Origin of the sequence: Actinoplanes sandaracinus, assembly GCF_030009775.1 — a bacterium.
GTDB lineage: Bacteria > Actinomycetota > Actinomycetes > Mycobacteriales > Micromonosporaceae > Actinoplanes > Actinoplanes sandaracinus.
Window position 1 is genome coordinate 388,107 of the sequence record NZ_JASCTH010000003.1, and the last position, 13,416, is coordinate 401,522.

Genomic DNA, 13,416 nt, shown 5'->3' on the forward strand with positions numbered 1-13,416 from the left:
CCTCAGGCTACGAGGGCCACGAGGTCACAGGGGTGGAGACGGGCGAATCCGGTCAGCCCCGGGCGACCAGCGCCCGGCGCATGTCGTCGTCGGAGTCCTCCACCACGCGACGCAGGATCTGGTTCAGGCCGGTGGTGGCCAGCAGGTCCGCGGCGAGCTGCCGGGTCCGCTCCGAGACGGCATACGAGGGGTACGCCACGAGAGCGATGTGCTCGGAGCTCATCCCGCCGCGGACGCGCATCATCTCCGGCATCTCGGCGAAGTACCGCTCGACGTACGGCTCCAGCAGGTCCAGTTGCTCGGCCTGCCAGAACCCGCTCGCGGTGAGCTCGGCCATCCGGTTGGACAACGTGGTGTCGCCGACGATCGCGGTCCAGGCGGCCGCCTTGGCGTCGGCGTCCGGGCGGGCCGCGCGGCACCGGGCCGCCCACTGCTCGCCGGAGGCGCTGCGGTCGGAGTCCAGCTCGGCATCGATCACGTCGGCGCCGGCCGCGCCGAGCACGGCCAGCCGGTAGATGATCAGCCAGCGCAGGTCGGCGTCGACCGCCAGGCCGGCCGGCACGTTCTCGCCGGCCAGCCAGCCGCGCAGGCGGGCCACGTCGACTCCCGCCCCGATCAGCCCGCGGGCCGCGGCGAGCTGCCGGGGGTCGCCGGGCGCGCACACCGCGAGCAGCCGGTCGGCGGCCTGGGCGAGCAGAGCCAGCGCGGCCGGGCGGGTCTCCGGGGTGGCGTACCGGTCGACCAGGCCCCGGGTGGCGCGCAGCACGTCCTCGACGACGGCCACCTCGGACTCCACCGGCAGGGCGGCGAGGACCAGGGCGACCAGTTCGGCGACCGGGCGTTCGCCGTCCACCACGGCGTCCAGGGTGGCGGCCCAGATCACCGCGCGGGGCAGCGAGTCGTCGAGGCGGGGCAGGAGCAGCGGCACGGCGGCGGCGGAGTCGTCGTCCAGGCGTATCTTCGCGTATGTCAGGTCGCCGTCGTTGAGCAGCAGCAGGTCCGCCGCCGGCTTCCCGGCGAGACCGGCCAGTACGGTACGCCCGGTCGCGTCCAGCTCCACCTCGATGAGTTCCCGCCGCACCACGCTGCCGTCGGTGGCCCGGTCGTAGAGGCCGACGCCGATCCGGTGCGGCCGCAGCGTCGGATGCCCGGCCGGGGCGGTCTGCACCACGGCCACCTCGACGTAGTTCGCGCCGTCGGAGACGACCTCGGCGCGCAGCGTGTTGACCTGGGCGCGGCGCAACCACACCTCGGCCCAGCCGGAGAGGTCCCGCCCGCTCGCCTTGGACAGGGCGCCGAGCAGGTCGGCCAGGGTGGCGTTGCCGTACGCGTGCGCCTCGAAGTGGGCGTTCAGGCCGGCGAGGAACGCCTCGTCACCGAGCCAGGCGACCAGTTGCTTGAGCACGGCGGCGCCCTTGGCGTACGAGATGCCGTCGAAGTTGAGCAGCGCCTGCTCGGTGTCGGAGACGTCGGACGGGGCGACCGGGTGGGTCGACGGCCGCTGGTCGGCGCGCAGGCCCCACGCCTTGCGATGCATCGCGAAGGTGGTCCAGGCGTCGGAGAAGCGGGTCGCCTCGGCGGTCACCCGGGAGCCCAGGTACTCCGCGAACGACTCGTTCAGCCACAGGTCGTCCCACCAGGCCATGGTGACCAGGTCGCCGAACCACATGTGCGCCATCTCGTGCGCGATCACGTTGGCCCGGCGCTCGCGCTCGGTGTCGGTGACCGCCGAGCGGGGGATCATCTCGTCCCGGAAGACGACCAGCCCCGGGTACTCCATCGCGCCGAAGTTGAACTCGGGCGCGAACGCCTGCTGGTAGTGGCCGAACGGGTAGCGGATCTCGAACATCTCGTGGAACCGGTCCAGCGACTGCCTGGTCAGCTCGAAGATCTCCGGCGCCTGGGCGTCCAGGTGCTCGGCGAGCGCCGCCCGCGCGTAGAGCACCAGCGGGATCCCGTCGTGCTCGTCGGTCACCACGTGGTACCGGCCGGCGATCAGGGTCGCCAGGTAGGTGGAGATCCGCTTGGTGGGCGCGAACTCCCAGCGGCCGCCGTCCCGGGAGACCAGCTCACCGTTCGTGGCGACCAGCCAGTCCTCGGGGGCGGTGACGCTCACCCGGAAGACGGCCTTGAGGTCGGGCTGGTCGAAGGCGGGCAGCACCCGGCCCGCGTTGTTGAGGAACAGGTGCTGGTAGAGGTAGGTGTACCCGTCGGCCGGGTCGGTGTAGCGGTGCAGGCCCTCGCCGTCGTTCGAGTACCGCATCGTCGCGTCGACGACCAGCTCGTTCTCCTCGGCCAGGCCGGTCAGCTCCAGGCGCGCGCCGGTCGAGGCCTCCGGGGGCACGGGAACGCCGTTCAGCGTCATCGACACCACCTCGACCGGCTCGAACTCGAGGAAGGTCGCGTCGCCGGGCCGGGCGCGGAAACGCACCACCGCACGGGAGCGGAAGGTGTCGCCGGAACCGGTGAGGTCCAGGTCGACGTGATATTCCTCGACGTCGACGAGGGACGCTCGCTCGACGGCCTCAGCACGGGTCAGGGTCGGCATGAAACAATCATGACGGACCTGCCCGGCCCTGTTAATCTCGGTCCGTGCGCGCGTCGACCTTCGCTTGGTGGCTGCCCTGACGGGGCGGCTCACCCACACGCGCGTTCCTCCACCGCGGCCGCCCGACCGGGCGGCCGCTGCTGTTTCTTCGCGATCTCCCGGGAGCAGGCGGTCCTCCGTACCCCGCAAGGAGATCTTCGATGGCACCCACCCGCCGCCTCACCGGTTTCAAGCCCACCGGCCACCTGCATCTCGGCAATCTGCTGGGCGCTCTGCGCCCCTTGATCGCCGCGCAGGCGGACACCGCCTCCATCGCCCTCATCGCCGACCTGCACGCGCTCACGATGGATCACGACCCCCAGCGGGTACGCGCCCTCACGCTCGAACAGGCGACGGTCATGCTGGCCGCCGGCGTGGACCCGGAACGCACCCCGATCGTCGTGCAGTCGCAGATCCCGGAGCACACCGAGCTGCACTACCTGCTGGAGTGCGTGACCGGGTTCGGCGAGGCGGCGCGCATGATCCAGTTCAAGGAGAAGTCGGCCGCCGGCGGCCCGGTGCGGCTGAGCCTGCTCACCTACCCGGTGCTGATGGCCGCCGACATCCTGGTGCAGGACATCACCGCGGTGCCGGTCGGTGAGGACCAGAATCAGCACCTAGAGCTCGCCCGTACCCTCGCCACCAGGTTCAACAGCCGTTACGGGGAGACTTTCACGGTGCCCCAAGGGGTGCGCCCGGACGCCGCCGCCCGGGTCATGGACCTCGCCGAGCCGACCATCAAGATGGGCAAGAGCACGGGGACCGGCCGGATCGGGCTGCTCGATCCGCCGGACGTGGTGCGGCGGGCCGTGGCGCGGGCGGTCACCGACGAGTTCGCGGTGGTCCGCCGCGACCGGGAGAGACAGCCCGGCGTCACCAACCTGATCGACGTGCTGGCGGCCTGCTCCGGGCGGCAGCCGTCCGATCCGGGCTCCTACGGTGCGCTCAAACGCGAGGTGACGGACGCGGTGGAGACACTGCTCGCGCCCATCCGGGCGCGGCACGCCGAGTTCGCCGTCGACCCCGGGCACGTCCGGCAGATCCTGGCGGACAGCGCGGCGCGGGTGCGGCCACGGGCGGTGGCGACGGTCCGCCGTGCCCGCTCCGCCCTGGGCCTACTGGACTAGCGCGGGCAGCCGCTTCTCGAAGCGGACCCGGTGCGGGCCGGTAGACGGGACCTGCCGGTAGCCCGAGGACTGATAGAGGGCGATCGCCGCGGACAACCGGGCCCCCAGCTCCAGCCGGAGCAGCGGCCGGTCCGCGGCGAGCGCCTCCTCCTCGATGGCGACGATCATCTGGCGGGCCAGACCGCGGCCTCGGAAGGCCGGGCGCACGTACAGCCGCCGCAGTTCCGCGGCGCCGGGCCCGGTCTCCTGCCAGGCGCCGCAGGCGACGGCCCGTCCGTTCACCACACCCACCAGATACGCCACGTCGTCACCCGGCTCGAACATCCGATCCGCCTCCGCACCGGCCGCCTCCAGTTCCCGCTGTTGGGCGGTGATGAGGGCGGCCAGTTCGGGATCGAGGGAGGAGCGGATTTCGATCAGCACGGACGTGACTCTAGGTGACGACCGTTTCCGGAGGGTTGCGCTGATCTGGACTGCGGCCTATTCGTCGGTGTCGCCGGAGATGTCATCCTCGTCACTGACCAGCACCGGCCGGTTCGCGTTGGAGATGGTGCTGACCGTGCCGTCGGTCGCCATGTGCAGCAGTTCGTCGTCGCCGCGGACGCGCCGGGCCTTGCGGGCGGCGAGCCGCTGCGCCGCGGAGGGCCGGGTGTCGAGCTCCTCCAGGCGGATGTCGGTGCCACGCGGACCGGAGATGTACTCGCCGGCGTTCGGCTGCCAGTCGAACTCGCGCTGGCCGATCCGCACCGGACTGCCGGGCTGCGCGCCCTTCTTGGCGAGCTCGGCTTCGACTCCGAGACGCTCCAGCCGGTCGCCCAGGTAGCCGATGGCCTCGTCGTTGTCGAAGTTGGTCTGCCGCACCCAGCGCTCCACCTGGGTGCCGCGGATCACGAAGACGCCGTCCTCGTCCTGCTGCACGGTGAAACCGGTGTCGTCGACCGCCCGGGGGCGGATCACCACTCGGGTCGCTTCCTCGACCGGCTTGGCCGCGCGGTATTCCGCGACCAGCTTGGCCAGGGCGAAGCTGAACTCCCGGAGACCTTCCCGGGTCATCGCGCTGATCTCGAACACCTGGTAGCCACGGGCCTCCAGGTCGGGGCGGACCATCTCGGCCAGGTCGCGTCCGTCCGGGATGTCGATCTTGTTGAGCACCACGATCCGCGGCCGGTCCTCAAGGCCCCCGTACGCGGACAGTTCGGCCTCGATCGCGTCCAGGTCGGCCAGCGGGTCCCGCTCGATCTCCGGCGCCGCCGCGTCCAGCACGTGCACCAGCACCGAGGTCCGCTCGATGTGGCGCAGGAACTGCATGCCCAGGCCCTTGCCGGTGGCCGCGCCGGGGATCAGGCCGGGCACGTCGGCGATGGTGTAGGTGTGCTCGCCGGCCTGCACCACGCCCAGGTTCGGCACCAGGGTGGTGAACGGGTAGTCGGCGATCTTCGGCTTGGCCGCGGACATCACCGCGATCAGCGACGACTTGCCGGCCGACGGGAAGCCGACCAGGCCGACGTCGGCGACGCTCTTGAGCTCCAGCACCACGTCCAGCTGGTCACCCGGCTCGCCCAGCTCGGCGAAGCCCGGCACCTTGCGACGGGCGTTGGCCAGCGACGCGTTGCCCCGGCCACCCCGGCCGCCCCGGGCCACGGTGAACTCGGTGCCGGCGCCGACCAGGTCGGCCAGCACCTCGCCGTCCTCGGTCATCACGACCGTGCCGTCGGGCACCTTGAGGATCAGGTCCCGGCCGGTCGCGCCGTCCCGGTTCGAGCCGGCGCCGCCACCGCCGTTGTTGGCTTTGATGTGCGGGTGGAAATGGAAGTCCAGCAGGGTGTGCTGCTGCGGGTCCACCACCAGGGTGATGCTCCCGCCGTGCCCGCCGTTGCCGCCGTCCGGCCCGCCGAGCGGCTTGAACTTCTCCCGGTGCACGGAGGAACAGCCGTGTCCACCGTCACCCGCCTGCAGGTGCAGCACTACCCGGTCGACGAACGTGGTCACTTCTCGACTCCTACTACCTACCGAGGTTCAGTGCCGGAAGGTCGGTGCGCTCCGCGCCCGAACCCCACACACCGAAGCGAAAAAACAACAGCGGGCCGCGGACCCGAGGGTCCACGGCCCGCTGTAGAGAAAAACTACTCCGCGATCGGGACGATGCTGACGGTCTTGCGGCCGCGCAGCTTCCCGAACAGGACGTTGCCGGCGGACAGCGCGAAGAGCGTGTCGTCGCCACCACGGCCGACGAGGTCGCCCGGGTGGAACTTCGTGCCCCGCTGACGGATCAGGATCTCACCGGCGCTGACCAGCTGACCACCGAACCGCTTGACGCCGAGGCGCTGGGCGGCGGAGTCACGGCCGTTACGCGAGCTTGATGCACCCTTTTTATGAGCCATGGCTGCGCCTACTTCCCGCTGGAGATGCCGGTCACCTTGACGCGCGTCAGCGGCTGGCGGTGCCCCTGGCGCTTGTGGTAGCCGGTCTTGTTCTTGAACTTGTGGATCCGGATCTTCGGACCCTTGGTGTGCTCGGCGATCTCGCCGGACACCGTAACGTTGGCAAGCTTGGCCGCTTCGGTCACCAGGTTGTCACCGTCGACGAGAAGCACCGCGGCCAGGGTCAGAGCGTCGCCGGGCTGCCCCACGAGCTTCTCGACCTCGATCACGTCGCCCTCGGCAACCTTGTACTGCTTGCCGCCGGTCTTGACGATCGCGTACATCGACGCGGACTCCCTGAGACTTACGCAGCCTCACGGCTGCTGGCGGATGTTGCACAGAATCCGGCAAGCGCTCGGGGCTCTCTGAAAGCTCAGCTTCCTCAAGCGCGCACGGAACTAGCGCCGAAAAGGCGCCGTCGGCAAGACTACTTCATCGTGGGGCCGAGCCCCAAACCGGGCTGTTAACCGCGGCCACATGCCTTGTCCAGCACGTCGTGCAGGTCGGCGAGTTTCTTGTCATCGACCTGACCGATGTCGCCCTTGAGCGCGGTGACCTGTGCCCCCATCGCGGCCAGAGCCTCCTTGACCTTGGGGTCGGAGACCAGCTTCGACATGTCCAGCAGAGCGTACGAGAAGCTCTGGAGGTCACGGGTGACCTTCTCCTGGGCCTTGGCCTTCTCCTGGGCGCCCTCAGCGGCGGCCCGGGTCAAGAGCTGGTAGTCCTCGGCGAAGGTCTTGCCGAATTCGCTGCTGGTCCGGCTCGCCTGGGCGCAGATGGCCTCGGTGTCCGCGCCGAGCGCGGTGTCGGTGGGCTTCTCGGCCGTGGCCGCCGACCGCGTCACGGCCGGGGCCGCGGTGGACGCCTCGGACCCGCCGCCGGTGCAGCCTGCCAGAAAGGCGGTGGCGAGCGCCGCCGCCGCAAGGGTGTGGATTCGCATGGGGGCTCGGTCTCCTCGGGGGACAGGGATCGATCCCGCCGAGGGTAACGGAAAACCCGGCCCAGCAGTTAACTTTCTTTACAAGTCACTGCCGGGCCGGGCTCATGCTGCTCAGGGGCGGGTTCGCCGCCTCGCGCCGCTCCGCCTCGACCGGCGGCGGGTGCCCGCGCCGGCGCCCACCACGTCGTCGTCCTCGTCCTCGTCGTCGTCCTCGTCCGCCGCGTCCGGGTCGTCGGCACCGGCCAGCCGCATCGGCTCGGCCTCCGCCTCGGGCCCGGTGCCGTTCGCGTCCGCCGGGACGTCATAGCGGGACAGGTCGTACCCGCTGATGTCGTACTCGTCGTCGTCGGCCGTGGCGGGCGGCGACGGCTGGGTTCGCCGGACGATGCCCGAGCCCGCGACCGGGGCGGGCGGCACCTCGGCCACCTCCGCGGCCGGACCGGCGTCCGCAGCGACCTCGGTCACGGTGACCGAAGGCACAGTGACCGGAGCCACAGCGGCCGGGGCGACCGCGGCCGGAGCCGCGGCGACCTCGGAGGCTTCCGGCGGCGTCACCGTCTCGGCGGCTTCCACCACCTCGACCGGCTGCTCCACCGGGGCGTTGTCGCCACCACCCCGGCGCCGGCGCTGACGGGTCGACTGCTGTTGCTGTTGCTGTGCCGGAGCCTCGGTGCGCGCCGAAGCGGCGACCACCTTCACCTGGCTGCCGGCCCCGCCGCTGTTGCCACCGCTGCCGCCGCCGCTGTTGCCACCGCCGCCGTTCGACCGCTTCTCTGGCACCGGCTCCGGGTGGATCAGCACACCGCGGCCCTTGCAGTGGTCACAGTTCTCGCTGAACGCCTCGAGCAGGCCCGCACCGATCCGCTTGCGGGTCATCTGCACCAGGCCGAGCGACGTGATCTCGGTGACCTGGTGCTTCGTACGGTCCCGGCCCAGGCACTCGGTGAGCCGCCGCAGCACCAGGTCGCGGTTGCTCTCCAGCACCATGTCGATGAAGTCGATCACCACGATGCCGCCGAGGTCGCGCAGCCGCAGCTGGCGCACGATCTCCTCGGCCGCCTCCAGGTTGTTGCGGGTGACCGTCTCCTCCAGGTTGCCGCCCGCGCCGGTGTACTTACCGGTGTTGACGTCGACCACGGTCATCGCCTCGGTCCGGTCGATCACCAGGTGACCGCCGGACGGAAGGAAGACCTTGCGGTCCAGGCCCTTCATGATCTGCTCGTCGATCCGGTGCTCGGCGAAGACGTCGTTGACGCCGGTGTGCCGGTGCAGCCGCTCGACCAGGTCCGGAGAGACCGACTCGAGGTAGTTCTCCACCTCGGCGTACGCCTGCTCGCCCTGGACCACCAGCTCGCGGAAGTCCTCGTTGAAGAGGTCCCGGACGACCCGGATGACCAGGTCGGGCTCCTCGGACAGCGCCCGCGGGGCGTTGCCCTCGGCGGCGCGCGCCTGGATGTCCTCCCACTGCGCCTGCAGCCGCTTGACGTCGCGGGCCAGCTCGTCCTCGGTGGCGCCCTCGGCCGCGGTCCGGACGATCACGCCGGCGCCGTCCGGCACCATCTTCTTCAGGATGTCGCGGAGCCGCTTGCGCTCGTTGTCCGGCAGCTTGCGGCTGATGCCCGAGGCGTTGCCGTTGGGCACGTAGACCAGGTGCCGGCCGGAGAGGGCGATGTGGCTGGTCAGCCGGGCGCCCTTGTGACCGATCGGGTCCTTGGTGACCTGCACCAGCACCGAGTCGCCGGAGCGCAGCGCCTGCTCGATCGAGCGGGCCCGGCCCTCCAGGCCGGTCGCGTCCCAGTTGACCTCACCGGCGTAGAGCACGGCGTTACGGCCGCGGCCGACGTCGACGAAGGCGGCTTCCATGCTCGGCAGGACGTTCTGCACCTTACCGAGATAGACGTTGCCGACCATGGTGCCGGAGGTGGCCCGGGCCACATAGTGCTCGACCAGGATGCCGTCCTCGAGGACCGCGATCTGGAGACGGTCCGATTTCTGCCGGACCACCATCACCCGGTCGACCGCCTCCCGGCGGGCCAGGAACTCCGACTCGCTCAGGATCGGCGGGCGGGTGCGGCGCTGCTCACGGCCGTCGCGGCGACGCTGGCGCTTGGCCTCGAGCCGGGTCGAACCGGAGACGCCCTGCACCTCGTCGCTGCGGCGCGGCTCGCGCACCCGGACCACGGTGTGCACGCCGTCCTCGATGCCGCCGGTCTCGCCGTCACCACTGGAGCCCTTGCGGCGCCGGCGACGCCGCCGGCGGGTGACACCGTCGCCCTCGGTCTCCTCCGACTCCTCGTCGTCCTCGCCCTCGTCGGCGGACGCCTCCGCGCCCTCCTCACCCTCGGGCTCCTCGGCGTCGCCTTCGTCGGCCTCGTCGGACGGGCCCTTGCCGCGGCCCCGGCCACGACGGCCACGGCGGCGGCGACGACGGCCGGCGCCGCCGTCCTCGTCGTCATCGTCGCCGTCCTCGTCCGAGCCGTCCTCGGCGTCGTCGGCGTTCTCGTCGGTCTCGTCGACCTCGTCCAGCACCGGCTCGGTCTCGGTGACCGCGACCTCGGCGGGCTCCTCGGCGGCGCCCCGGCGGCGGCGACGGCTGCGGCGGGTGACCTCCGGCGCCTCCTCGGCGACGGGCTCCTCGGCCACCGTCTCCTCAACGCCGGAGAGCTCCGCGGCGGGCGCCTCGGCCACGACCGCGAGCGGTTCGGCGACCGGACGGCGGCGACGGCCCACCGGCGCCGGCTCGGCCTGGGTCGCCTCCGGCGGCATGAACAGGACAGCGGGGGGCAGCGCGGCGCGGCGGGCACGGGGCGCCTTGGCCGGCTGTTCCTCCACGAAGTCGTCGTCGAGCGGCAGGATGCCGACGACCGGGGCGCCGGCGGCCCGGGCCGCGGCAGCGGCCTCCACAGCGGCGTCCTCGATGAGCGCGGCCTCGTCCTCCTCGCTCACCTCCGCCACGGGGGCGTCGGGCACGGACGGCTCAGGCGCCTGCTCCGCGGCCGGAGCCTCGATCAGGGCGGGCTGCTCAGCGGCCGGTTCGACCTTCTTACGGCGGGCCCGGGTGGCCTTCTTCACCGGCGCGGCCGGAGCCTCGGCAGGCTCCTCGGCCGGCACGTCGGCCGTGACGGAGGTCTCCGCCGGGGCCTCCGCCGGGACCTCCAGTGCGGGCTCGACCTTCTTACGGCGGGCCCGGGTGGCCTTCTTCACCGGCGCGGCCGGAGCCTCGCCGTCGCCGGCCACGGCTGCGGCCTCGATCGCGGCGCCCGGCTCGGTGGCCGGGCCGGCCTCGACCTGACCGGCCACGGCGCCGGGCGTGTCGGCCTCCGGTGGAGGCGCGACCGCTTTACGGCGCGGAGCCCGCGTCCGGCGTGCCGGGGTGGTGCCTGCGGCGGCGTCTGCGGGGGGAGTGGTGACTCCGTCCCGTTCACCGCCCTGATCTCCCAGGTTGACTGGGGGCTCGTTATCGAGCATGGGGCGCTCTCCAGTTCTCGGCGACCCCGGGCGCGGGTAAGCGCTGCCACGCAGGATCGCTGCAAAGTTTTTCGGGCCCGGCCATCGCGGCCGAGCTTCCGAAGTCTGCCAACGAACGCTGGCCGGTTTTCGGCTAGCGCTCTCCGATGCCGACGTCAACGCGATCCGCGTCCAACGGATCGACGATCTCCCCCTGCGCGGTGAGTGTGCCCTGGGCCAGCCGGGTCACCCGTGGGGGCACCGGCGGCTCCAGGCCGGCCACCACGCGCAGGCCGGAGAGGACGTCATCGGGCCGCACGGCTGGCGTTACCTGCCGTACGACAAGGTCGATTATCGCACACGGTACCGCAACCGCCCCGGAAGGTAGGTCCGGCTCATCGGCGACCTCGCACCGGGCCACCGCCGCCCTGGCGTCGAAACTGCGGCGGCCCTGCTTCGTCATGCGCTCCACCAGCACTTCCGGCGCGCCGAGGAACGCGGCGACGGCCTTCTCCGCCACCGCGGACTCGACCTCGGGAAGTTCGATCCGCCAGTGGGAGGCGTCGATCCGGTCGGCGAGGCTGCCCGCGCCGGCGATCACCGCCTCCAGCACGTCCAGCCCCGGGGAGAGGGCGGCGTCCAGCGCGACCCGCAACTCCTCCGGGTCGATCGGGGCCTGCAGGCCGATCTCCAGGTACTCCGCCTCGCTGCCGACACCGGTCGGCGCGGCGCTGGCATAGGAGATCTTCGGGTGCGGGGTGAAGCCCTGTGAGAAGGCGATCGGTACGGCGGCACGGCGCAGCGCCCGCTCGAACGCACGGGCGAAGTCCCGGTGTGAGGTGAAACGCAGCGGGCCACGCTTGGCGTACCGGAGGCGGACCCTCTGGACGACCGGGGCCTGGCCACCGACGGGCTGGTTCTTCGGGGGAATCGGAAGTCTCCTAAGCGGGAACCCGTAGGCCGTTCACGGGTGTCAGGGGCAGCAGCTTCTTGCCGGTGGGACCGATCTGGATCTCGGTGTCCATCGACGGGCAGACGCCGCAGTCGAAGCAGGGGGTCCAGCGGCAGTCGTCCTGCTCGTACTCGCTCATCGAGTCCTGCCAGTCCTGCCAGAGCCAGTCCTTGTCGAGGCCGGAGTCGAGGTGGTCCCAGGGCAGGACCTCCAGTTCCTCGCGCTCGCGGGTGGTGAACCAGTCCAGGTCCACGCCGAAGCCGGGCAGCACCTCTTCGGCCGCCTCGACCCAGCGGGCGTACGAGAAGTGCTCGGACCAGCCGTCGAAACGGCCGCCCTTCTCCCAGGCACGGCGGATGACCTGGCCGACGCGGCGGTCACCGCGCGACAGCAGGCCCTCGATCAGGGACGGCTCACCGTCGTGGTAGCGGAAGCCGATCGCGCGGCCGAGCGAGCGGTCACTGTTGATCGCCTGCTTGAGCAGCTTGAGGCGGCCGTCGATGACCTCCGGCCGGTCCATCGGAGCCCACTGGAACGGGGTGTGCGGTTTCGGCACGAACGCGCCGATCGACACCGTGCAACGGATGTCCTTGGTGCCGGCCGCCTCACGGCCGGCCCGGATCACCTCGTGCGCCATCTCGGCGATCTCCAGGACGTCCTCGTCGGTCTCGCTGGGCAGGCCGCACATGAAGTACAGCTTCACCTGCCGCCAGCCGTTCGAGTACGCCGTGACGACCGTCCGGATCAGGTCCTCCTTGGTCACCATCTTGTTGATGACCTTGCGGATCCGCTCCGAACCACCCTCGGGCGCGAAGGTGAGGCCGGTCCGCCGCCCGTTGCGGGACAGTTCCTGAGCCAGATCGATGTTGAACGCGTCGACCCGGGTGGACGGCAGCGACAGCGAGACGTTGGTGTCGGCGTACTGCTCGGCCAGGCCGGAGCACATGTCACCGATCTCGGAGTGGTCGGCGCTGGAGAGCGAGAGCAGGCCGACCTCGCTGTAGCCGGAGAACTCCAGGCCCTCCTTGACCATCTGGCCGACCGTGGTGATCGACCGCTCCCGGACCGGGCGGGTGATCATGCCGGCCTGGCAGAACCGGCAACCCCGGGTGCAGCCGCGGAAGATCTCCACCGCATAGCGCTCGTGGACCGTCTCGGCGAGCGGGACGAGGGGCTTCTTCGGGTACGGCCAGGCGTCGAGATCCATCGTGGTGCGCTTGGAGACCCGGAACGGCACGTCCGGCCGGTTCGGCACGACGCGCTGGATCCGGCCGTCGGGCAGGTAGTCCACGTCGTAGAACCGGGGCACGTAGATGCTCTCGGTCCGGGCCAGGCGCAGCAGGAGCTCGTCGCGGCCACCGGGGCGGCCCTCCGCCTTCCAGTCCCGGATGATCCCGGTGATCTCGAGAACCGCCTCCTCGCCGTCGCCGAGCACGGCGGCGTCGATGAAGTCGGCGATCGGCTCCGGGTTGAAGCTGGCATGCCCGCCGGCCAGCACGATCGGGTCGTCGAGACCGCGGTCGGCGCTGTTCATCGGGATGCCGGCCAGGTCGAGGGCGCTGAGCATGTTGGTGTAGCCCAGCTCGGTGGCGAACGACAGCCCGAACACGTCGAACGCCTTCACCGGCCGGTGCGCGTCGACGGTGAACTGCGGGACGCCGTTCTCCTTCATGAGCGCCTCGAGGTCGGGCCACACCGAGTAGGTGCGCTCGGCGAGCACGTCCTCCTGCTCGTTCAGCACCTCGTAGAGGATCTGAACGCCCTGGTTGGGCAGGCCGACCTCGTAGGCGTCGGGGTACATCAGCGCCCAGCGGACGACGGTGGCGTCCCAGTCCTTGACGACGGCCCCGAGCTCGCCGCCCACATACTGGATCGGTTTGCTGACCCTGGGCAGCAGCTGCTCGAGCTGCGGGAAGACGGAACTCACGCTCATGGGTGTCCAG

At 71.3% G+C, this 13,416-nt stretch carries 10 protein-coding genes; 1 reads left to right on the forward strand and 9 read right to left on the reverse strand.

Annotated features, from left to right (window positions below; translation table 11 throughout):
* Nucleotides 1–52 precede the first annotated feature (52 nt).
* The gene (gene pepN / locus QLQ12_RS06650) at nucleotides 53–2,548 is read right to left on the reverse strand and encodes an aminopeptidase N (protein WP_282757842.1); all 2,496 of its coding nucleotides are present in this window, start codon (nucleotides 2,546–2,548) and stop codon (nucleotides 53–55) included.
* Between the two features lie 200 nt (nucleotides 2,549–2,748).
* On the opposite strand from pepN, the gene trpS reads away from it, so the two are divergent.
* Nucleotides 2,749–3,714: a tryptophan--tRNA ligase gene (gene trpS / locus QLQ12_RS06655; RefSeq protein ID WP_282757843.1), complete on the forward strand. Its 966-nt coding sequence runs from the start codon at nucleotides 2,749–2,751 to the stop codon at nucleotides 3,712–3,714.
* Here trpS and QLQ12_RS06660 read toward each other — a convergent pair.
* The 8 genes from QLQ12_RS06660 to QLQ12_RS06695 form a co-directional block, all read right to left on the reverse strand.
* On the reverse strand, nucleotides 3,703–4,137 hold the full coding sequence (locus tag QLQ12_RS06660; protein WP_282757844.1) for a GNAT family N-acetyltransferase: 435 nt from the start codon (nucleotides 4,135–4,137) through the stop codon (nucleotides 3,703–3,705). The two genes, trpS and QLQ12_RS06660, sit on opposite strands and share 12 nt — an antisense overlap.
* Nucleotides 4,138–4,194: 57 nt before the next feature.
* Nucleotides 4,195–5,703 (reverse strand): GTPase ObgE, encoded by a 1,509-nt coding sequence (gene obgE, locus QLQ12_RS06665; RefSeq protein WP_282757845.1) that lies wholly within the window; start codon nucleotides 5,701–5,703, stop codon nucleotides 4,195–4,197.
* Nucleotides 5,704–5,837: 134 nt separating this feature from the next.
* Nucleotides 5,838–6,095, reverse strand: coding sequence for a 50S ribosomal protein L27 (gene rpmA / locus QLQ12_RS06670; RefSeq protein WP_282757847.1), 258 nt, complete (start codon nucleotides 6,093–6,095; stop codon nucleotides 5,838–5,840).
* Nucleotides 6,096–6,103: 8 nt separating this feature from the next.
* Nucleotides 6,104–6,418: a 50S ribosomal protein L21 gene (rplU, locus tag QLQ12_RS06675; RefSeq protein WP_282757848.1), complete on the reverse strand. Its 315-nt coding sequence runs from the start codon at nucleotides 6,416–6,418 to the stop codon at nucleotides 6,104–6,106.
* A gap of 179 nt (nucleotides 6,419–6,597) precedes the next feature.
* A complete protein-coding gene (locus QLQ12_RS06680) occupies nucleotides 6,598–7,074 on the reverse strand; it encodes a hypothetical protein (protein WP_282757849.1) in 477 nt (158 codons plus the stop codon).
* Nucleotides 7,075–7,185: 111 nt separating this feature from the next.
* Nucleotides 7,186–10,542, reverse strand: a complete 3,357-nt coding sequence (locus tag QLQ12_RS06685; RefSeq protein WP_282757851.1) for an Rne/Rng family ribonuclease — start codon at nucleotides 10,540–10,542, stop codon at nucleotides 7,186–7,188.
* Between the two features lie 133 nt (nucleotides 10,543–10,675).
* Nucleotides 10,676–11,452 carry a TIGR03936 family radical SAM-associated protein gene (locus tag QLQ12_RS06690; RefSeq protein WP_282757913.1) on the reverse strand — a complete coding sequence of 259 codons (777 nt, stop codon included), beginning with the start codon at nucleotides 11,450–11,452 and terminating at the stop codon, nucleotides 10,676–10,678.
* Nucleotides 11,453–11,462: 10 nt separating this feature from the next.
* On the reverse strand, nucleotides 11,463–13,406 hold the full coding sequence (locus QLQ12_RS06695; protein WP_282757852.1) for a TIGR03960 family B12-binding radical SAM protein: 1,944 nt from the start codon (nucleotides 13,404–13,406) through the stop codon (nucleotides 11,463–11,465).
* Between the last annotated feature and the right edge of the window lie 10 nt (nucleotides 13,407–13,416).

Excerpts from the sequence above, each read along its gene's own strand:
- rplU (WP_282757848.1), bottom strand. The coding sequence starts at position 6,418 with ATGTACGCGATCGTCAAGACCGGCGGCAAGCAGTACAAGGTTGCCGAG.
- QLQ12_RS06695 (WP_282757852.1), bottom strand. The coding sequence starts at position 13,406 with ATGAGCGTGAGTTCCGTCTTCCCGCAGCTCGAGCAGCTGCTGCCCAGG.
- QLQ12_RS06680 (WP_282757849.1), bottom strand. The coding sequence starts at position 7,074 with ATGCGAATCCACACCCTTGCGGCGGCGGCGCTCGCCACCGCCTTTCTG.
- rpmA (WP_282757847.1), bottom strand. The coding sequence starts at position 6,095 with ATGGCTCATAAAAAGGGTGCATCAAGCTCGCGTAACGGCCGTGACTCC.
- QLQ12_RS06685 (WP_282757851.1), bottom strand. The coding sequence starts at position 10,542 with ATGCTCGATAACGAGCCCCCAGTCAACCTGGGAGATCAGGGCGGTGAA.
- trpS (WP_282757843.1), top strand. The coding sequence starts at position 2,749 with ATGGCACCCACCCGCCGCCTCACCGGTTTCAAGCCCACCGGCCACCTG.
- pepN (WP_282757842.1), bottom strand. The coding sequence starts at position 2,548 with ATGCCGACCCTGACCCGTGCTGAGGCCGTCGAGCGAGCGTCCCTCGTC.